This is a genomic window from Pseudomonas sp. (assembly GCF_050739995.1).
Lineage (GTDB): Bacteria > Pseudomonadota > Gammaproteobacteria > Pseudomonadales > Pseudomonadaceae > Aquipseudomonas.
The window spans coordinates 1-22,423 of sequence record NZ_JBOICG010000539.1; the positions used below are offsets into that span (position 1 = coordinate 1).

A 22,423-nucleotide genomic window follows, 5' to 3' on the forward strand; every position below is an offset into this window, starting at 1 on the left:
ACCTTGGCCGAGCACTCTTCTGTGGTGAATGGCAAAACCAAGCCGCAACCCCAGGATTCCTGACCTTTCGCCCAGCAAATTAAGCCAGTCGCCACGCGGCGGTTGGCGTCTGGGTATTCAAACTCTATATATATGACGCTTGCAGCTAGGTCTGTGCCTTGGTTTTTTGCTAAGGTGTTCAGCAACCTATAAGACCATATCGCGAGGTGTCTGCTTGATTAGGGTGCTAGTAGTCGATGACCATGATCTCGTTCGTACAGGCATTACACGAATGCTGGCTGACATCGATGGCCTGCAAGTAGTCGGCCAGGCTGAGTCAGGGGAGGAATCCCTGATCAAGGCCCGGGAGTTGAAACCCGATGTGGTTTTGATGGACGTCAAGATGCCAGGGATCGGTGGTCTTGGTGCCACTACCAAATTGTTGCGCAGCCATCCGGACATCAAAGTCGTGGTGGTCACTGTGTGCGAGGAAGATCCCTTTCCAACGCGTCTGCTTCAAGCGGGCGCAGCGGGATACCTGACCAAGGGCGCAGGCCTGGCGGAGATGGTGCAGGCCATTCGTCTGGTGTTTGCCGGCCAACGGTACATCAGCCCGCAGATTGCCCAGCAGTTGGCGATCAAGTCATTTCAGCCCACCAGTGATTCGCCGTTTGACGCCCTGTCGGAGCGGGAAATCCAGATTGCCTTGATGATCGTCGGTTGCCAGAAGGTGCAAACGATCTCCGATAAGCTGTGCCTATCGCCGAAAACGGTCAACACCTACCGCTATCGCATCTTCGAGAAGTTGGCCATCAGCAGTGATGTTGAATTGACCTTGCTCGCGGTGCGCCACGGCATGGTGGACGCCAGCGCCTGACATGACCACACCGTTTGATCCGAGTGCCTTTCTCTCGACCTGCAGTGGCCGCCCCGGCGTATACCGCATGTTCGACAGCGAGGCACGGCTGCTGTATGTCGGCAAAGCCAAGAACCTGAAGAACCGCCTGGCGAGCTACTTTCGCAAGACCGGTCTTGCGCCGAAAACCGCTGCCTTGGTGGCGCGTATCGCCCAGGTCGAAACCACCATTACCGCCAATGAAACTGAAGCGCTGCTGCTTGAGCAGACGCTGATCAAGGAATGGCGGCCGCCCTATAACATCCTGCTGCGTGACGATAAATCCTACCCCTACGTGTTTTTATCTGATGGCAACTTCCCACGCCTGAGCATTCACCGTGGTGCGAAGAAGCAGAAGGGCAAGTATTTCGGCCCGTACCCCAGCGCCGGCGCTATCCGTGAAAGCCTGAGTTTGCTGCAAAAGACTTTTTTTGTGCGTCAGTGCGAAGACAGTTTTTACAAGAACCGTACGCGGCCGTGCCTGCAATACCAGATCAAGCGCTGCAAGGCGCCCTGCGTGGGTTTGGTCGAGCCGGCAGAGTACGCTGAGGATGTGCGACATTCCGTCATGTTCCTTGAAGGGCGCAGTAATGCGCTCACCGATGAGCTCTCGGTGTCCATGGAACAAGCCGCCAGCACCCTGGATTTCGAACGCGCCGCTGAGTTGCGTGACCAGATCTCCCTGCTGCGTCGTGTCCAGGACCAGCAAAGCATGGAGGGCGGTACCGGCGATGTTGATGTGATCGCCGCTTTCGTCAACCCGGGGGGGGCCTGTGTGCACCTGATCAGCGTGCGGGGCGGACGGGTGCTGGGCAGCAAGAATTTCTTTCCGCAGACCGGTATCGACGAAGACGTCGCCGAAGTCATGGCCGCGTTCCTGGGCCAGTACTACGTCAGCAGTCCAGAGCGCGACTTGCCGTCTGAGCTGATCGTCAACGTGGTACATGAAGACTTCCCCACGCTGATCGAAGCGATCCATGAACTGCGCGGTCGCGAGCTGGATATCAGTCACCGCGTACGCGGTACCCGTGCACGCTGGCAGCAATTGGCCGTGACCAATGCCGAACAGGCCTTGGGTGCGCGCCTGGCCAATCGACAGCACGTTGCCGCCCGTTTCGACGCCCTCGCCGAGGTTCTTGACCTGGACGAGCCACCGCAGCGACTGGAGTGCTATGACATCAGCCACTCCAGCGGCGAGGCCACGGTGGCCTCCTGTGTGGTGTTCGGACCGGAAGGGCCGATCAAATCCGATTACCGGCGCTACAACATCGAAGGCGTCACCGCAGGCGACGACTACGCCGCGATGCACCAAGCCCTCACGCGACGCTTCAGCAAGTTGAAGGACGGGGAGGGCAAGCTGCCCGATATCCTACTGGTGGACGGTGGCAAGGGGCAGTTGTCCATGGCCCGTGACGTGCTCAACGAGCTGGCGGTGCCCGACCTGATTCTGCTCGGCGTGGCCAAGGGCGCCACGCGAAAGGCCGGTTTCGAAACGTTGTACTTGAATGATGCCGCCCATGAGTTCACTTTGAAGGGCGATTCACCCGCACTGCACCTGATTCAGCAGATCCGCGACGAAGCCCACCGTTTTGCCATTACCGGTCACCGCGCCCGTCGCGGCAAAACCCGACGAACCTCAACCCTGGAAGGGGTGGCGGGGGTTGGTCCGACGCGGCGTCGCGACCTGCTTAAACATTTTGGTGGCTTGCAGGAGCTATCCCGTGCCAGCATTGACGAAATAGCCAAAGCACCCGGTATCAGTAAAAAGCTCGCTGAATTGATTTATGCCAATCTGCATAGCGAATAGAATGCCTTCTCACCTCGTAGCCAGTTGTGCCGATGAATATCCCTAATCTGATCACCGTTCTACGCGTCCTGCTTATCCCGATTTTCATTTTGCTGTTCTATTTGCCTTACGAATGGAGCTATGTGGCCTCCAGTTCGGTGTTTGCCTTCGCCGCCGCCACTGACTGGCTCGATGGCTATCTGGCCCGCCGCCTGGAACAGAGCACGCCGTTCGGCGCGTTCCTCGACCCTGTGGCAGACAAGCTGATGGTCGCTGTCGCCCTGGTCCTGCTGGTACAGGAACATGGCAACCTGTGGCTGACCTTGCCGGCCGCGGTGATCATCGGTCGCGAAATTGTGGTCTCGGCCTTGCGCGAATGGATGGCCGAAATCGGCGCCCGTGCCCATGTCGCCGTGTCGAACATGGGCAAATGGAAAACCGCTGCGCAAATGCTTGCCCTGGTGATTCTGCTGGCCAACCCGTCGGACTTTTCGTTCTGGGTGCTGATCGGTTACGCCTTGCTGCTGATTGCGGCCGGCCTGACGTTGTGGTCCATGCTCCAGTATTTGCGTGCAGCCTGGCCTCATCTGCGCACCACCGTTGAAAAGAAATAAAACTTTTTTGAATCAAGAGGTTGACGGACTCTGAGATTTCTATAGAATGCGCATCACCAAGCGGGAATAGCTCAGTTGGTAGAGCACGACCTTGCCAAGGTCGGGGTCGCGAGTTCGAGTATCGTTTCCCGCTCCAAGATTCAGAAAAAAGCCACTCAATGAGTGGCTTTTTTTTGTGCCTGAAATTTATGTTCCGTACTGGAAGCACAGGCTTCAGCACCTTCTATCATTCCGCTAGAAACTATGCGCTCGGCTGCTGTAATAGCCTGTCACTTATGATGATCGCCATTGCAGCGGCGGTGGCTGCGCATGCTATTCCTGCATGTATCAATGGTGACACAAAGTTGTACATTTAATTGACGCCATCATTTCGCCATCCTATCATCGCCGCCGATTAGTGGCTCGGTGCCATGATAGAGGGATCTTGAAATGTGGCGTTTGGAACGTCGGACCAGGCTAGCCCTGCTGTCCGCTTTTTTTTGCCTGAGCACAGGCGGATTGGCGCAAGCCGCTCCCCCGCAAAATGCCCCCGGCATCACCGATCTGATCCGCGACCGCCAGGACCGTCTGCTCGAAGAGCAGCAACGCCGCCTCGAAGAGCTCAAAGACCTGCCTGGGAAATCTGCAGCGCCCACAGCGCCGACCACGCCTGTTGACACCCGCTGCTTCCCGATCAAAACCATCGAACTCTCCGGCGCTGATGCCCTGTCCGAAGACGAGCGCGCCGAGCTGATCAAGCCCTACATCGGCCAATGCCTGGGTGTGCCGCAGCTCAATGAAGTGCTCAAGGTCATCACCGACCGCTATCTCGCCAAAGGACTGGTCACCAGCCGCGCCTACCTGCCGCAGCAGGATCTCTCCAGTGGCAATCTCAAGATCCAGGTAGTGGAAGGCAAGCTCGAAAGTTTAAAAGGCGCCGAGGGCAGTGGCATCACCGACCGCCAACTGGCAATGAGTTTTCCAGGCACACCGGGCGAGTTGCTCAACCTGCGGGAAATCGAGCAGATGGTGGACCAGTTAAACCGCCTGCCGTCGAACCAGGCGCAGATGGAACTGGCGCCGGGCAAAGCCGTGGGCGGCAGCGATGTGCTGGTCAAAAACACCCCGCAAAAACCTTGGCGTGTGGGCTTGTCACGGCATAACGGCGGCCAGCGCAGTACGGGTGAGCAGCAGTGGGGTGCGAACCTTGATTGGGATAACCCGCTGGGCCTGGCCGATCAATTGTCGCTGCGTGGTGGCCACGATGCAGTGAGCGATCACCAGAAGACCTCGCGCAACTCGGCGCTCAATTACAGCCTGCCGTTTGGATGGTGGAACCTTACTTACAGCTACAGCGAAAGCGAATATCGGTCCCAGGCCGAGGCGAACAATTTCAAATTCAAACAGACCGGGGATAGCCAGAATCATCAACTGCGCCTGGAGCGCGTGATTCACCGCGACGCCCTGAGCAAAACCTCCCTGAACACTGGTGTGGCTTACCTGCGCACCAACAATTTCATCGAAGACAGCAAGCTGGCCCTGAGCAGCAACCGCCTCAGCGAAGCCCAGTTCGGCATCAACCACGGTCGGCGCATCGGCAGTTCATTTCTCAACATTGACTTGGGCATGCAGGACGGCATCGGCGCCTTCGACGCCCAGTCCAATCGCCGCGCAGGCCCCGGCCAGCCGGATGCGCGCTACCGCAAATACACCGCCACGGTGAGCTACCTGTACCCGTTCAAACTGTGGGGCGAGTCGTTCAGCTTCAACAGTTTGATGACCGGCCAGCACAGTGAAGACGTGCTGTTCAGTCCGCAGCGCATGAGCCTCGGCGGGCAGTCGTCGATCCGTGGCTACAAGGATCAAATGCTCGCCGGCGACAGCGGCGGCTACTGGCGCAACGACCTGCGCTGGAGCCGCCCGGTGACCTGGGCCTGGCTGCAACCGGTGCTGTCCGAATACGGCACCAGCCTCGGCTACGACCAAGGCGTGATCAGTCGCGACCGCTACAACGGCGAGCAGCACGGGCGCATGAGCAGCAACGCGGTGGAGCTGTTTGCCCGTGGCAAAAACGTCGCCGCCAGCGTGACCTTTGCCCACTCTTTGGAACGACCGGCCGCCATCACGGAACGTGAAGCGCCGATCTATTTCCGCCTGGATTTTTTCCTTTAAATTTTTTACCGCCTTCGGGCATCGAGACATGACATGGACGTTCGCCAGTACGCCTTCCTCGCGCGCCAGCCTTCTGCTGCCGTAAAAAGCCGTTCCCATTTCCTGGGGCTGCCTAAACGTGGGTTGGCGTTGATCCTGGCCAATGCCATGTTCTGGCAACCGCTGCTGGCCCAGGCCGAAGGCATTGTGGTGAATGCGCCGGGCACCACGCTCGGCCAGGCGGGCAATGGCGTGCCGATCGTCAACATTGCCGCGCCGAATGCCAATGGGCTGTCGCACAACCAGTTTCATGATTACAACGTTGGCGCCAATGGGGTCATCCTCAACAACGCCACCAGCCGCACACAGTCCACGCAGCTTGGCGGCATCATCGTCGGTAACCCGAATTTCAACGGTACCGCCGCCAATATCATTCTCAACGAAGTCAACGGTGGCACCCCCAGCCAATTGCGTGGCTACACCGAGGTGGCGGGGCAGTCGGCTCACGTCATCGTCGCCAACCCGTATGGCATCAGCTGCAATGGCTGCGGTTTTATCAACACGCCTCAAGCCACGCTGACCACCGGTAAAGCGGTGGTCGAGAACGGTCAGATCAGTCGTTATCAAGTTGATAAGGGTAGCGTCGCCATCGAAGGTGCGGGCTTGAATGCCAGCAACGTCGACCAGTTCGAAATCATCACCCGCGCCACCACGATTAATGCGCAGATTCAGGCGAAAAAACTCACCATCGTCGCTGGGCGTAACGACGTGGATGCACGCACCCTGAATGCCACGGCACGGGCGGCAGATGGCAGTGCGGTGCCAGACTTGGCGATTGACTCGTCGGCGTTGGGCGGCATGTATGTGGGCGCGGTGAAGCTGGTCGGCACCGAAGCGGGCGTCGGCGTGAAGCTGTCTGGCGACATGGTAGCCGGTGGTGATATCCAGATCGATGCTGCGGGCAATGTGGTCATGGGCCAGACCTCGGCCGGTACGGCGGTGGCGGTCAAGGCTGCCAGCCTGGAAGCCAAGGGCGCGGTCTACGCCGGTACTGACCTGTCGGTGAAAACCCAAGGCGCGCTGACCAATCAGCAAACCCTGGCCGCCAAGGACAGCATCACGCTGGACGCCGCTGGGCGGTTGACCAATAACGGGATTATCGAGGCGGGCGTCAACGCCGATAACAGCCGTAATGCCCAGGGTGATGTGCGCTTAAAGGCACAAGCGATCGACAACACCGGCAAGACCGTCATTGCCAGTCGCGACCTCACCGTCAATGCCGGCGAGCTGGCCAACCAAGGCGGCACCTTGAGCGCGCAACGGGATGCCCAACTCACGGCAACACGCGTAGATAACCAAAATCAAGGCCGCATCCTCAGCGCGGGTAGCCTCGGGGTTACCGCCGACCAATTGCTGAACAGCCAAGGTGGCCTGGTCACCAGCACTGGCAACCTGACGGCGGGTATCGGGCAATTGATCAACCGCCAGGGCGAGTTGTCGAGCCAGGCGCAGGTGACGCTGCAACTGGCGGCGCTGGATAGCGTGGCGGGGCTGGTATCGGCCGGTCAGGCGTTGAGTCTCAACGCATCAGGCCTGATCAACAACCAGGGCGGTCGGATCGCGGCGGTCCAGGCCGTTCAGGTCAGCGCGGGCACCCTCGACAACAGCCAGAAGGGTTCGCTCACCAGCCAAGGCAGCCTGGGCCTGACCGCTGGTGCGGTGGACAACAGTGCCGCGGGCCAGATCACCAGCGCCCAACGTCTGACTGCCAATCTGCGCAGCCTCGATCAACACGACGGCGGCCGTTTTTACAGCAACACCGACTTGAGCCTGAACCTCAACCAGGGGCATCTGGATAACCGCAGCGGGCTAATCAACGCGACAGGGCAATTGACCCTCGACAACCTCAACAGCGTGGATAACCGCCAGGGCGAAATTTCCAGTGCGCGGGCGTTTACCGTTGCGGCACGCACTGTCGATAACACTGCTGGCAAGTTGCTCAGTGACCAAGGGCTGACCCTACGGATTGCCGAGACCCTGAATAACAGTGTGGGTCTGATTGCGGCCACCGGCTTGCAGGTCGATGTTGCCAGCCTGAACAACGCCGGTGGCCGTCTCTCCAGCCGCGCGAACCTGAACCTGAACCTCAATCGCGGGCATCTGGACAACCAGGGCGGCGTGATCAGTGCCCCCGGCCAATTGCTGCTGAGCAACCTCAATACCGTCGATAACCGCAACGGGGAAGTCTCCAGCGCTACCGGTTTCACGCTGCAAGCTGACAGCCTGGATAACCGCAGCGGCAAGGTCGTGAGTGAGCAAGCGCTGACCCTGGCCGTCGACGCCACGCTGGCCAACCACAGCGGTGAAATCCTGGGCCGTGATGTGCGGCTCACGGCGGGTTCGCTGGACAACGCCCAAGGTCGGGTGCAGGGCGACAGTCTGCTGAAGATCAACAGTGGCACCCTGAGCAACCGCAATGGCACCCTGGCAAGCGGGCAGGCTCTGGAACTGAGCAGCGCCGACCTGAACAATCAGGGCGGTCAGCTAAGCGCCGGAGGCACCCTGCAACTGCGCGCCGGGCAAGTGGATAACAGCGCGGGCGGGCGCATCAATGGCAAGACCCTCAGCGCCAACGTAACCGGCCTGGACCAGCACAACGACGGTCGGCTCTACAGTCAGGGCGACTTGAGCCTGGACCTCAATCGTGGCCATCTGAATAACCAGGGCGGGTTGATCAACGCACCGGGGTCGCTGCTGTTGAGTAACCTCAATAGCGTCGCCAACCAAGGCGGGGAAATCTCCAGCGCCCTGGGCTACAGCCTGCAAGCGGACAGCCTGGATAACACCCATGGCAAGGTCTTGAGCGAGCAAGCGCTGACACTGCGTATCGCCCATGCACTGGAAAACGCCAAGGGTCTGGTTTCGGCCACAAGCCTGGAGGCCCGGGCCGGTCGCTTCAGCAATCAGAGCGGCACGCTGAGTGCGCGCGATGGTTTGAACCTGAGCGTGGACGGCCTGCTGGACAATCGCAGCGGCAAGCTGGTGGCCAACGAACTTTCATTGACCGCTGGTGCACTGGACAACAGCAGCGGTCAGGCTCAAGGCGACCGCTCCCTGACCATTCGCAGCGGCGCCCTGATCAACCAGAACGGCACCCTGGCAGCGGGTAATACGTTCGCGCTCACTGCCGCGAATGTGGACAACACCGACGGCAAGCTCACCAGCAACGGTGCCTTGACCGCCGCAATCGCCGGGAACCTGCTCAATCAGGCCGGTGTGCTGGCTGCTACCGGCAATCTCAGCCTGAGCCTGGGCAGCCTCGACAACCAGCGCCAGGGACGAATCAGTAGCAAAGCCGACCTGACCCTGGCCGGCGGCGCCCTTGATAACCGCAACGGCAACCTCGGGGCGGTAGGCGTGTTGAAACTCAACGCGGCCACCCTGGATAACCGTCAGGGCAGCATATACACGAACAATCATCTCGACCTGTTGCTGGGCGGTGGCCTGAACAACCAGCAAGGGACCTTGCGCGGTGACGTCAAACTGGACCTCAAGGCCGGCCAGGTAGACAACAGCGACGGTGGGCGTATCAGCAGTGGCCAGTCGCTGAACGCCAGCGTGACCGGGTTGGACCAGCACAATGACGGCCGGCTGTTCGGCCAGGGTGATGTCAGCCTCGACCTCAATCGCGGCCACCTGGACAATCAGGGCGGTGCGATCACCGCGCCGGGCCAATTGCTGCTGAGCAACCTCAACAACGTCGCCAACCAAGGTGGCGAAATCTCCAGCAGCAAGGCGTTCATCCTGGCCGCCGAGACGCTGGATAACAGCAACGCCAAGGTCCTCAGTGAACAAGCACTGACCCTGCGCATCGCCCGCGCTCTGGATAACACCAAGGGCCTGGTGTCCGCCAAGGCGCTGGAACTGCGTGCCGGCAGCCTGAATAACCTGGGAGGCACACTCAGTGCCTCCGAAGGCGTAGTGTTGCAGGTCGATGATGCGCTGGATAACCGCAACGGTAAGCTGCTTGCGCGCACCGCCTCGGTCACTGTGGGTACCCTGGACAATCGCCAGGGCCTGCTCCAAGGTGATGCCACGCTGAACCTCAACAGCCTGGGCGCCGTGGATAACCGTCAGGGCACGTTGTTTGGTGCCCAAGCGTTCGACATCACCGCTGCGAGCCTGGATAACAGCGGCGGCAAGCTGACCAGTGATGGTCGGTTGACGGCACGTATTGCCGGGCAGTTGCTCAACCAGACCGGCCTGTTCACGGCTGTCGGCAACCTGCAACTGAGCGCCGCCAGCCTCGACAATAGCGCCAAGGGCAACCTCTACAGCCAGGCGGGCGTGAGCCTGGACCTGAACCACGGTCATCTGAACAACCAGGGCGGCTTGATCCATGCCCCGGGCGCGTTACTGCTGAACAACCTTGCCAGCGTGGATAACCAGGGCGGGGAAATCTCCAGCACCCAGGCGCTGACATTCACCGCCGACAGCCTGGATAACCGCGGCGGCAAGTTGCTCAGTGAGCAAGGGCTGGTGGTACGTATCGCCAAGGCCCTGGACAATACCAAGGGGCTGGTTTCTGCCACTGGGCTGGACCTGCGGGCCAATAGCCTGGTGAACGCCGACGGCGCGCTCAAAGTCCGCGATGGCCTGACGGCTCACGTCGACGCGACACTGGACAACCATCAGGGCGAAATCCTTGGCGCCAGCACCACTCTGAGCGGCGCGTCGCTGGATAACAGCCATGGCCTGGTCCAGGGCGACAAGCTGCTCACCCTCAATCATTCACAGGCGGTGTCCAACCGCAATGGCCGCCTGGTCACGGGCCAAGCCCTGAACCTGAGCGCCGCCAGCCTCGACAATACCCAGGGCAAACTCACCAGCGACGGCACGCTGAACGCCCTGATCAGCGGCCAACTGCTCAACCAGGCCGGATTGTTTGCCGCCAGCGCGCAACTGCAATTGACCGCCGCCAGCCTGGATAACCAGGCCAAGGGGCGTATCACCGGCAAGAGCGACCTGAACCTGACCGTCGGCCAATTCGACAACCGTGGCGGTAGCGTCACGGCGGTAGATCAGTTGCAGGCCAACGGCACGACCCTGGATAACCGCGACGGTGGCCTGCTCAACTCGGGCAAGGCCATGACCCTGGCGGTCGACGTGCTGGATAACCGCAGTGGCGAAGTCTCCAGCGTCACCGGCCTGACGCTCACCGGCAGTCAATTCGATAACAGCAACGGCGGGCGCCTGCTGGCCAATGGCGACATGCAACTGACCTTGCAGCGCCTGAACAACCAGCTCAAAGGCATCATCTCCGGGCAGCAATCGATCAACCTCAACACCGCGCAATTGGACAACAGCGGCCAGGGCAGCGTGTTCGCCAAGCGCGAGCTAGCCATGACCTTGAGTGATCAGTTGAACAACCAGCACGGCGCGCTACGCAGCGATGGCGGCCTGAACGTACACGCGGCCAGTCTCAACAATGACGGCGGGCGTATCAGCAGCGCCGCGCCGTGGGTATTGAGCACCGCCGGGGCGATCAGCAACCAGCAAGGCGAGCTGCTCAGTGCCGTTGCCTTGACCTTGAACAGTGCCAGCCTCGACAACCGTGGCGGGAAAATCATCGGTGACGGTGCGGTGCAGGTCATCACTGGCGACCTCAACAACCAGCAAAGCGGACGCCTCACCAGTGCCGATCGCCTTAACCTGGTGGCGGGGCAGGTGGACAACCGTGGAGACGGTCGCATCGCCAGTACCAAGACCCTCACGGCCAGCCTCGCCGGCCTCGACCAGCGAGGCGGCGGCCAGTTGTACAGCACCAGCGCCCTGACCCTGGACATGAACAAGGGCCATTTGAACAACGCTGGCGGCTTGATCAACGCGCCGGGCCCACTGGTGCTCAAGAACCTGTCGGACGTCGTCAACCAAGGCGGTGAGATTTCCAGCAAGCAAGCCTTCACCCTGGCGGCGCAAAGCCTGGATAACACCGGCGGCAAACTGCTGAGTGACCAGGCGCTGAGCCTCAAAATCGATCAGGCGTTGACCAACCTCAAAGGCCAGATTTCAGCGGCCGGGCTCACGGCCCAAGCGGCGAGCCTGGATAACGGCGATGGGGTGTTCAGCAGTTCGAAAGACCTTGCCCTGACCTTGGCCGGTGACCTGCTGAACGCCGACGGTGAAGTCTCCAGTGCCGGCGCCAGCGTGGTCAACGCCATGACCTTGAACAACCGCAATGGCCAGGTCATGGGCGACGTCAGTCTCGACCTGGCGATTCAGGGCGCACTGAATAACCAGGCTGGCACCGTGGGTGCCGGCCAGCGCTTGCAAGTGACGGCCGCGAGCCTGGACAACAGCCAGGCCGGCAGCCTGGTCAGCGATGGCAGCCTGACGGCGAAGGTCGCCGGTTTGCTGGACAACCAGGCCAAAGGCAGTGTGTTGGCCAAGGGGTTGATCGATATCCAGGCCGGGAGCCTGGATAACCGTGGAGGGCGCCTGTCCGGGCAAAACCTGCTGACCGTGCGCGGTGACAGCCTGGACAACCGCGCCGGCGTGATCCGGGCCAATCAGGACTTGAACCTGCACCTCGGCCAGTTGGACAACCGCGAGGGCGTGCTCAACAGCAAACAGGCCCTGGGCATTACGGGCCAGTCGCTGAACAACCAAGGCGGCTTGATCAGCGCCGTCGGGCGGGTGCGTTTGACACTGGATACCGTCAATAACGGTAAAGGTCGTATCGCCAGCCAAGCGGATATGGATGCGACTGTCGGTGTCTTGAAGCAACAAGGTGGCGAGCTGGTTGCCCAAGGCAACCTGAACCTCACCGGCACTGCCCTCGATAACCGCGATGGCGGTCTGGTCGCGGCCACAAAAGCGCTGAAACTCAAGGTCGGCAGCGTCGATAACCGCGCCGGTGAAATTTCCAGCCAGGTAGACGCCGAACTCAGTGGCCAGCAACTGGACAACAGCGGCGGCAAGCTGCTGGCCGGGACTGCCCTGCAGTTGGCCGTGGCCCAGGTGATCAACCAAGCCAAAGGGCTGGTGTTCGCCCAGGATGCGCGCCTTGTCGGCACTCGCCTGGACAACGCCCAAGGCACCTTTGCCGGTCAGCACTCGCTGGCGATTCAACTGTCGGCGGGACTGGACAACAGCCAAGGCAAGCTCAGCAGTGAAGGCACCTTGCAGCTGCTCGGCCAACGTCTCGACAACACCGCTGGCAGCCTTTCCAGCGCCGGCAAACTGGACATCACCAGCGCCAGTGAGCTGCTTAACCAGGGCGGCATCATCGAGACCGGCCAAACGCTCACCCTGACCAGCGCCAGCCTCGACAACAGCCAGCAGGGCCTGCTCAAAAGCCAGGGTGCCGCGACCCTGAACACGGGCTTGTTCAACAACATGCTGGGCGGCCGTGTGATCAGTGCCGACAGCCTCGACCTCAAGGCCACCCAGCTCAACAACGGTGGCCGCATCGCCAGTGCGGGCAGCCTGAACGCCAGCCTCACCGGCCTCACCCAGCAGGGCGGCGAGCTGTTCAGTAATACGCAACTGAACGTGGACTTGAACAACGGTGATGTGAACAACGCAGGTTTGATCAACGCGCCGATCCTGGTGCTGAAAAACCTTGGCAACGTCAACAACCAGGGCGGCGAGATCTCCAGCCAGAACGCCTTTACCCTGGCCGCCCGCAACCTCGATAACAGCAACGGCAAACTGATCAGCAACCAGGCGTTGACCCTGCGCGTCGACCAGGCCCTGACCAACCTCAAAGGTCGTATCAGCGGCGCCAGCCTCAACAGCCGCAGTGCAAGCCTGGACAACACCGACGGCTTGATCAGCAGCCGTGGCGGCCTGGAAGTCAGCGCCAGCGACTTGATCGATAACCAGCGCGGCACCTTGATCGGCGATGGCGCCTTGTTGCTGACCACCGCGAACCTGGACAACCGTGGCGGCGAGATCGCCGGCAAGGCCGAACTGACCGTCAACGCGAACCGCCTCGACAACCAGAAAGGTCAGTTGATCGGTACCGAGACCCTGCGCGTCAGCGGCGCCAGCCTGGATAACCGTGGCGGTTTGGTAGGCGCCACAAAAGCGCTGAAACTCGACGTGGGGGCCATCGACAACCGCGCCGGTGAACTGACCAGCAACGCTGACGTCAGCGTCACCGGCCAGCGCCTGGATAACAGCGACAGTGGTCAGGTATTCGCGGCGCACGGCCTGAACCTGACCGTCGAGCAACTGCTCAACCGCAACGGCGGCCAACTGAGTGGCCAGCGTCTCATGCTGGTGGGCACCGGCCTGGATAACACAGGCGGCAAGATCCTCAGTCAACAACCGTTGCAGCTGGAGTTGGCGGGTGACTTGGACAACAGCCAGGGTCTGCTGAGCAGCGAAGGCACCCTCGACATCAAGGCACGTAACTTCGATAACACCCAGGGCAGCCTCTCCAGCGCCCAGGGCATGAACCTCGATGTCGCTGGCCAGTTGAACAACCAGAAAGGTGAACTGGTCACCGACGGCGCCTTGGTGCTGAGCAGCGCCAGTTTGAGCAACCAGCAAGGCAGCATCAGCGGCAAGGGGGCAGTGGCAGTCAACACTGGCGAGCTGAATAACCAGGACGGGCGCCTCAATAGCGGCGACACCCTGAACCTGAGCGCTGGCCAGGTGAACAACGGCGGCAGTATAGGTAGCGCCAAGGCCCTCACCGCCAGCGTCACTGGCCTTGATCAGCAGGGCGGCAAGCTCTTCAGCAACAGCGATCTGAGCCTCGACCTGAACAGCGGGCAGTTGAACAACCAGGGTGGTTTGATCAACGCCACTGGCCCATTGGTCCTCAAGAACCTCACTGACGTCAGCAACCAGAATGGCGAAATCTCCAGCGCCCAAGCTTTTACCCTGGCCGCGCAAAGCCTGGACAACAGCAACGGCAAACTCCTGAGCAACCAGGGCCTGACCCTGCGTCTCAACCAGGCCCTGGCCAACGTCAAAGGCCTGATCGGTGCCGCCAGCCTCAACACGCACGTCGGCTCCGTGGACAACCGGGGCGGCACCCTGACCAGTCGCAGCGACCTGCAACTGACCAGTGACGGCTTGCTCAACAACCAGGACCAGGGCTTGATCAGCGCTGCCCAGGCGTTGACGGTGCACAGTGCCAACCTGAATAACCAGAACGGCAGCCTGCTCGGCACAGCAGGCGTCGCCCTCAGCGCCATGGCCCTGGACAACAGCGCCGCCGGCCTGATCAACAGCCAGGGCCGCCTCAGCCTGAGTGCCGCGAGCCTCAACACCGGCAACCGCGGTGAAGTCTCCGCCAAGGGCGCGATGGACCTGAGCCTGAGCGCGCTGACAGTGGCAGGCGGTCGCGTGGTGGGCGAAGACGGCGTCACCCTAGACTTGAACAACAGCGACCTGGACAACCGCAACGGCCTGATCCTGGCCAAAGGCCCGCTGACCCTCAACCGTCTGCGCACCTTCAACAACCAGAACGGCGAGCTTTCCAGCCAGCAAAACCTGTCCCTGAACAGCGGGACCCTGGACAACAGCGGCGGCAAGTTGATCAGCAGCCAAGTGCTGACGCTCAACGCTACCAACCTGATCAACCAGAACGGTCTGGTCTCCGGCTGGCAGGGCCTGAGCGTAGGCGGTGGCCGCCTCGATAACCGTAACAACGGCACCGTATCCAGTCGCAGTGGTGCGGTCGACGTACGCCTTTCCGGCGAGCTGCTCAATGGCGGTGCCGGTGCGCTGGTCAGCCAAGGCCGGTTGAACGTCAGTGCTGCCAGCCTCAACAACAGCGGCGGCATTCTTTCCAGTGGTGCGGGGCAAAGCCTCATCGTCACCGGCGTGCTGAACAACGCCAGCGGTGGCCTGATCGACAGTGGCGCCGACCTCGACGTACAAGCCGCAACCCTGGACAACCAGGCAGGTACCGTCAATGCGCAACAAGCCTTGGCCGTCACCGGCACCGACCTGCACAACCAAGGCGGCACGCTCGCCAGCAATGGTCGCTTGACCCTCAACCTGCTGGGCACCCTCGACAACACCCGCGGCAAATTGGCCAGCGCCGGCCCGCTGCTGTTACAGCGCGCGATGCAGGTCAACAACCAGGGCGGCCAGATGGCCAGCCAAAGCCTGCTGACCCTGCTAGCCGGTGGTATCGACAACCGTCAGGGCGGCACCATCGCCGCCAAGGATCGCGTGGCAATCACCAGCACCGGGGTCCTGCAAAACGACGTCGACGGCTTGATCTACAGCCAAGCTGGCGACCTGCAAGTGAAGGCTGTCGGCCTGAGTAACCGGGCGGGTGTGGTGCAGGGCCAAAGCGGCCTGAACCTGGACATCAGCGGCGACCTCGATAACGAAGGCGGCAAGCTTCTGGCACAAACCGGTGACGTGACCGCCAAGGCCACCACCTTGAATAACCAGGACGGCACACTGGCCAGTCTCAAAGGCCTGCTGGACGCCAACGTTGGCGACAGGCTGCTCAATGGTTATGGCCAGAGCAACAAAGGTGGCGTGATTCAAGGCCAGCGTTTGAACCTGGTGGCCGGCAGTGTCGATAACCAGCACGGCCGAATCGCTGCACAACCCGGCGATGCGGTGGTCAACGCCAATTATTTCGCGAACGCCTATGGCGGCTTGTATGCCAAGGACCTGTTGCGGGTCGGCGGCGTGTGGCTGGATAACAGCTCCGGGCAAGTGGCGGCGAACCGCATTGACCTGGGCCTCAGCGGCCAACTCAGCAACCGTTCGGGGATTATCGAAAGCGACACCGTCCTGAACGTGCGCGCCAACAGCCTGGATAACCAGGGCGGTCAATTGCGTGCCATGGACAACAGTGGCAAGACCGACTTCCAAGTGGGCGGCGTGTTTGATAACCGCAATGGCCGCCTGGAGGCGCGCAACAGCGACCTGACGGTGAATGCCGGTGGTTTCCAGAACCAGGGCGGCAGCCTGTTACACAGCGGCACCGGGACCTTTGATATCGCCACCGCGAACCTCACCAATGCCGGTGGCAACGTGGTGACTCAAGGTGGCCTGACGTTGGCGGCGGACAGCTGGACCAACAGCAGCGTGATCCAGGCCGGGCGTCTGACGGTGAACGTCAATAACCTCAACCAGACCGAAACGGGCCAACTCCTGGCCTCGACGCATCTGGAAGGCAACGGTGGCAACTGGGCGAATAACGGCTCGATCAACAGTGACGGCAGCATGGCGCTGCATTTGGCCGGTGGTTACAGCGGTAGCGGCCGGCTCAGCAGCGTAGGGGACATGAGCCTCACCAGCGCCAGCCTGGACTTGAACGAGGGGGCTCGTATTGCCGGGGGCGCAACCACTCGGATCAGCAGCGCCGTGGTGAACAACCGCGGGCGGGTGAGCGCCATCGGTGACCTGACGATCGACGCCACCACCTTGAACAACTACGGCTCTCTAGGCGGCTCGGAAAAGGTTCGCCTGAACGCCACCCACCTGCTGAATGACAAAGGGCTGCTCTTCAGCGGCAGCGACATGACCTTGCGGGTCAATGATTTCAGCAACCGCTTTGGCGACGTCTACAGCCTCGGTGGCCTGGACATCGCACGAGATGACGCGGGGAACCGTAGCGCCTTGATCGAGAACGTCTCCGGTACCATGGAAAGCGCCGGCAACATGCGCTTGCTCACGGACAACCTGAGCAACCGTCGGGACCAATTCAGCACCGAGAAAAAAGTGGTCTCGGGCAACATCAGTATCTTCTCCAACGACAACTGCAAAGGCAAAGGCTGCGAGCTGTACTTCAACGCGGTCGAGAAGTCCGAGGACGTGATCACCGGCAGCTCCGCCACCGCGTTCATCAATGCCGGTGGAGACCTGACGGTTGGCAGCCAGACGTTCAATAACCTGTACAGCTCGGTCTCCGCTGCGGGCAACATCCTGGTCAACACCGATGTGCTGAACAACACCGGTGCAGCCGGGGGTGAAGAGCGCCACATGACATCTGGCTTCTACACCCGTAATCGTGGCTTCTATAGCACCTTCATCAACCGTATGGGCCAGTTCAACGACACCAATAACCCAGCCTCGGCCAACTATCGCCCGGGTGAAATGACCCTCGACAAGGTCATGGCCGGGATCGGTAACTTCTTCAATACCAGCAGTTATGTCGTACCGACCTCGGGCAGTGTCATTGCCCAGGCAGTCATCCAGGCCGCCGGTTCGGTCACGGTCAATGCGACCCGTAAAATCGACAACAGCGTCATTCGTGCGTATGCCACGGACATTAAGATCCCGGCGCAAAACCACAACACCAACTCCGATGTATTCGCCTCTACCATCAAGCCGGTGATCACCTCGCAACTGCCACCCGACCTGGCCCAGCGTCAGGTCAACCCGGTGACATTGCCAGGCTTCAGCTTGCCCACCGGGCAAAACGGTTTGTTCCGCTTGAGCGGGCAGGGCGCCAGTGACGGCCAGGCCGCCCAAGGCACTGTCGGCCCTCAGAGCTGGACCCTGGGTGGGACCAGTGTCGGTCTGGCGCAACGCCAACAAAACCTGCCTGGCACCCAAGGGCGCCAGATCCAGTTGGAAGACGTCACGCAACTGTCCGCCAGTGCCCGCCAGGTTTCGGTGGCTGCGCGTGAGGCCAGTGGGATTGGTGCCAGCGCCACGGCGATCAACATTGCCGGCGTCGGCAATGCAGACACTGGCACCTGGCAAGCGGGGCATACCCGCGTGGGTGACATCACCCGTGTCGATGGGATCGGCATCCAGAACCCGGCAGGTGGTACCCAGCCCACGGTCGAAGTGTCGCGGCCGAACCTTGACCTACCCGGACTGACTCCCGCCGAGCGTGACGCACACATCGTGGTCACCGCGCCTACTGGCGCAGGCACTGCTCAGCCGGATCTGAAGGTGCCGAGCCTGACCACCGCGGACCGTGACGTCAAAGTCAACGCCAACCAGCCGCAGGCCACTCGTCCCGATTTGACCGTGCCAAACCTGGCCACGGCAGAGCGCGACGTCATCGCCACCGGCAGCCAGGCCGCGACACCTCGTCCTGACATCCAGCCCTTGGTGCTGACGCCAACACCCGGCGTTGTCAACCCGGCCCCTTCGGTTACCCAGCCGATTGCCGCTGTCGAACCGTCGACCCCGGTAGCGAGTCAGACCCTTCACCGCGTGCAAGGCGTGCCGACCAGCAGCGCCGTCTCGCAACCCCACAAGTACCTGATCGAAACCAACCCGGTACTCACCGAACTCAAGCAGTTCATGAGTTCGGACTACCTGCTGGCGGGTCTCGGTTACAACCCCGACGAAAGCGCCAAGCGCCTGGGCGACGGCCTGTATGAACAGCGCCTGATCCAGCAGGCCGTGGTCGAGCGCACCGGCCAGCGCTTCATCGACGGCCAGAACACCAACGAAAAGCTGTTCAAGTACCTGATGGACAATGCCCTGGCCAGCCGGCAACAGCTCAACCTGGCCGTGGGCGTCACCTTGACCTCGCAACAGGTCGCCGCGCTGACCCATGACATCGTCTGGCTGGAAGAGCATGAGGTGAATGGTGAGAAAGTCCTGGTGCCGGTGCTGTACCTGGCCCAGGCCGACAATCGCCTGGCACCGAACGGCGCGTTAATCGCCGGTAACGACCTGAACCTGATCGCGGGAGAAAACCTGCTCAACGCCGGCACCCTGCGCGCCACCAACAACCTGTCGGCGAAGGCCGGCAACGACCTGACCAACAGCGGCCTGATCGAAGCCGGCAACCGCCTGGACCTGCTGGCCGGCAACAACATCATCAACAAATCCAGCGGCATCATCCACGGTCGCGACGTCACCCTGACGGCCATCAAGGGCGACGTGATCAACGAACGCACCGTGACCACTATCGATAACAGCACCGGCAAGTCGTTGACCCGTGACTTCGCCGACAGTGCCGCGCGCATCGAAGCGGCCAACGACATGAGCCTCAAGGCCGGACGCGACGTCAGCAACATCGGCGGTGTGCTCAAAAGCGGACGAGACACCACCATCGCCGCCGGGCGTGACGTACACATCGACTCGGCGGAGCAGCGTACCAACATCGATGTGGGCAAGTTCCTGCGTTCGCAAACCACCACGCAAAACGGCTCCAGCGTCGAAGCCGGGCGTGACCTGAATGTGGCAGCCGGCCGCGACTTCACCGCCATCGCCAGCCTGATCGACGCCAAGCGCGACCTCTCCATCTCGGCCACCGAGAACCTGAGCGTGTCGTCGGCAGCCGATGAAGAGCACTCCACCAGCAAGACCCGCACCGTCAAACGCCAGGAAGACCACGTCAGCCAAGTGTCTTCAGTGCTCAACGCTGGCGGCGACGTCACCCTCAGCGCCGGCAAAGACCTGGCCATGATTGCCAGCCGCATCAGCGCCGGGGACGACGCTTACCTGGTGGCGGGGGATCGCCTTGGCTTGCTGGCGGCGGAAGACAGTGATTACTCGCTGTATGACATGAAGAAGAAGGGGAGTTGGGGCAAAACCAAAACCCAGCGCGATGAGGTGACACAGGTCACCAACATCGGGAGCGAGATCAAGACGGGTGGGGACCTCACGCTCAAGAGTGGCAGTGATCAGCTGTATCAAGCGGCCAAGCTCCAAAGTGGTGAGGACATCACGCTGGACAGTGGTGGGGGTATTACTTTTGAGGCGGTCAAGGATCTGCATCAAGAGAGCCATGAGAAATCCAACAACAACGCGTTCTGGGTCTCGGCCAAGGGCAAGGGCAACACTGACGAGACCGTGCGCCAGACCCAAATGGTGGCTGCGGGCAGTATCGCGATCAACGCGGTGAACGGCCTGAAGATTGATGTTACTCAGGTCAACCAGCAAACCGTCAGCCAATCCATCGACGCGATGGTCAAGGCTGATCCACAACTGGCCTGGCTCAAGGATGCCGAAAAACGCGGTGATGTGGACTGGCATCAGGTCAAGGAAATCCACGATAGCTTCAAATACAGCAACTCGGGGCTCGGGCCGGCGTCGCAGATCATTATTGCGATTGTGATGGCGGCGGTCGTTGGACCTATGGCAGCAGGACTGACCGGAGGGACGGTGACCGGCGCGGCCCTTGGTGCCGTTGCGTCTGGGGCGGCTACCAACGCCACCGTGAGCGTCATCAATAACCGGGGCAACCTGGGGGCGGTGCTGAAGGACGTTACTTCATCGGATGCGATGAAGGGGTACGTCATTTCCGGCGTTACAGCTGGTTTAACCGCTGCCTATTTTGATGGTTGGACCGGGACACATACGGATGCGGCCACTGGCAAAGTTGTCGGGCCGAAGTTATACACCGTGAACGGTGTGGGGCAGTTTGCCGCGAACCAAACGCTTCAAAATGGCACCTCTATGTTGCTGAGCAAAGCCCTCGGGCAAGGTGGTAGTGCCAGTGATGCGTTGAAAAGTGCTTTGTTCAATACCTTAGCTGCCGCTAGCTTTAACGCTGTGGGCGATTACACCAAAGGCGTAGTCGCCGATGGTTCTGTGCCAAAAATTGCCATTCATGCCATGGTCGGAGGACTGTTGGCAGAGGCGACAGGCGGTGATTTCAAAACGGGTGCATTAGCAGCCGGGGCTAACGAAGCTTTGGTCGCAGACCTTAACAAGCTGGTTAAGGGCGACGAACGCTTATTGACCATGAGTTCTCAAATTGTCGGCGTCTTGGCCGCCGCTGCTCAAAAGGATGTGGATGCGAGCAAACTGGAGAAAGGGAAGTGGATTGCGCAGAACTCAACGCAGTACAACTTTTTAGGCGATCACTCTGCACCTGAACGAGATAAAGCTCGGGAGAATTTTGAGAAGGACCGAGGGATAGACGCCGCTAAAAAACTTGTTTCCTTGGAGGGAGCTGATCAACGCAGCGACAATTTGCTGGCAGCCTATAAAAAAGATCCGGGATCTTTATCCAAGGACGATGTATCCGAGTTAACGGCCTACCTTCAGGTCTATACCTATGAGCAAGTGGCGTCAAAGGGCGAAGCAAAGGCACGTATAGATCTAGAGAACCTGCTGAAAAATGGGCCGACCCCCACCACCGATTTCTATTACGCAGGGACCACCGAGGTAAAAAATGCCTACGGTGACGCCGCTCGCGCCGAACTGGGTTGGCTAGAAAAGCTCTCTTGGACTCGCGACAAAAGCGCAAATGAACTGACTTACAAGGATGCCAAAGGTGTCTTACGAGAGAGTTACGAGCAGCAAGGTCTCGCGAATATCGGCAATCCTGCCATTTATGGACTTTCTGGTCCTTTAGGCGCTACTGTTCGAATTGCTGCTGCGGCCAATGGGGTGCTTCAAGCCGGTTACGGTGCAAACCAGGCTATCAACGGTGACGGATGGAATGCTGCGGGTAATATTCTATTCGGGACGTTAGCGATTGCTGGGCTGGGGATTCCTGGGGCTAAGCCTGGTGTTGCTGTTGGGGCAAAAGAAACCGCAACAATCTCAAGTGGAGCCGCAAGTGTTAATGCCCAAGCTGCTTTGAGGGCGAAGCTTTCAGGCCTACAGAAAGCACAAGAGACAGCGGCGGTTACAAAAATACTTCCGGATGGACGAATTCGTTATTACACGCAGGAAGTTCCTGCTCGAACTGAGGGGGCTACTCGTGGTGCTTCCTTTGCTACGGAGTACAATCCTACGACTGGCTCTACTAGACAGTGGATGGAAAGCTATGATCATTCAGGGAGCGTCATACGGGTTCACCCTAAAAGTATTAATGGGCAGCCAGTTAGTGCGCAACATTATCCTCCTACAGGTGCAGAATTGAAGAGTTGGGAATAATGTATTCACAAATCGATCTCGCTATAGATTTAGAAAAAGCACTAGTTAATGGTTTCGATGTATTTAGGATTTCTAAAGTGGCTTTTGAAATCTATCAAAATCATGGCTTAGAAATCACTGCTCCCATGGATCGAACACTCCTCACATTGATGGCAATGGAGGAAGGTGAGGAGTTTGAGTTGACTGAGTCTGAGCTTTTGGCTCTGATTGCAGAGATTAAAGCTATGTAGA

Annotated in this window: 6 protein-coding genes and 1 tRNA gene; all 7 read left to right on the top strand. The window is 60.3% G+C overall.

Annotation, left to right across the window (positions count from 1 at the left end; all coding sequences use genetic code 11):
• The first annotated feature begins 214 nt into the window (after positions 1-214).
• Positions 215-856 carry a response regulator transcription factor GacA gene (gene gacA, locus ACRESD_RS17555; protein ID WP_003190387.1) on the top strand — a complete coding sequence of 214 codons (642 nt, stop codon included), beginning with the start codon at positions 215-217 and terminating at the stop codon, positions 854-856.
• A gap of 1 nt (position 857) precedes the next feature.
• A complete protein-coding gene (uvrC, locus tag ACRESD_RS17560; RefSeq protein ID WP_431752074.1) occupies positions 858-2,681 on the top strand; it encodes an excinuclease ABC subunit UvrC in 1,824 nt (607 codons plus the stop codon).
• A 32-nt stretch (positions 2,682-2,713) separates the two neighbouring features.
• Positions 2,714-3,274, top strand: coding sequence for a CDP-diacylglycerol--glycerol-3-phosphate 3-phosphatidyltransferase (pgsA, locus tag ACRESD_RS17565; RefSeq protein WP_431752075.1), 561 nt, complete (start codon positions 2,714-2,716; stop codon positions 3,272-3,274).
• A gap of 60 nt (positions 3,275-3,334) precedes the next feature.
• Positions 3,335-3,410, top strand: a tRNA-Gly gene (locus tag ACRESD_RS17570).
• Positions 3,411-3,703: 293 nt separating this feature from the next.
• A complete protein-coding gene (locus ACRESD_RS17575; protein WP_431752076.1) occupies positions 3,704-5,425 on the top strand; it encodes a ShlB/FhaC/HecB family hemolysin secretion/activation protein in 1,722 nt (573 codons plus the stop codon).
• Between the two features lie 33 nt (positions 5,426-5,458).
• Positions 5,459-22,192, top strand: a complete 16,734-nt coding sequence (locus tag ACRESD_RS17580; RefSeq protein WP_431752077.1) for a filamentous hemagglutinin N-terminal domain-containing protein — start codon at positions 5,459-5,461, stop codon at positions 22,190-22,192.
• Positions 22,192-22,422 carry a hypothetical protein gene (locus ACRESD_RS17585; protein WP_431752078.1) on the top strand — a complete coding sequence of 77 codons (231 nt, stop codon included), beginning with the start codon at positions 22,192-22,194 and terminating at the stop codon, positions 22,420-22,422. Before ACRESD_RS17580 ends, ACRESD_RS17585 begins: the two co-directional genes overlap by 1 nt.
• Position 22,423 lies beyond the last annotated feature (1 nt).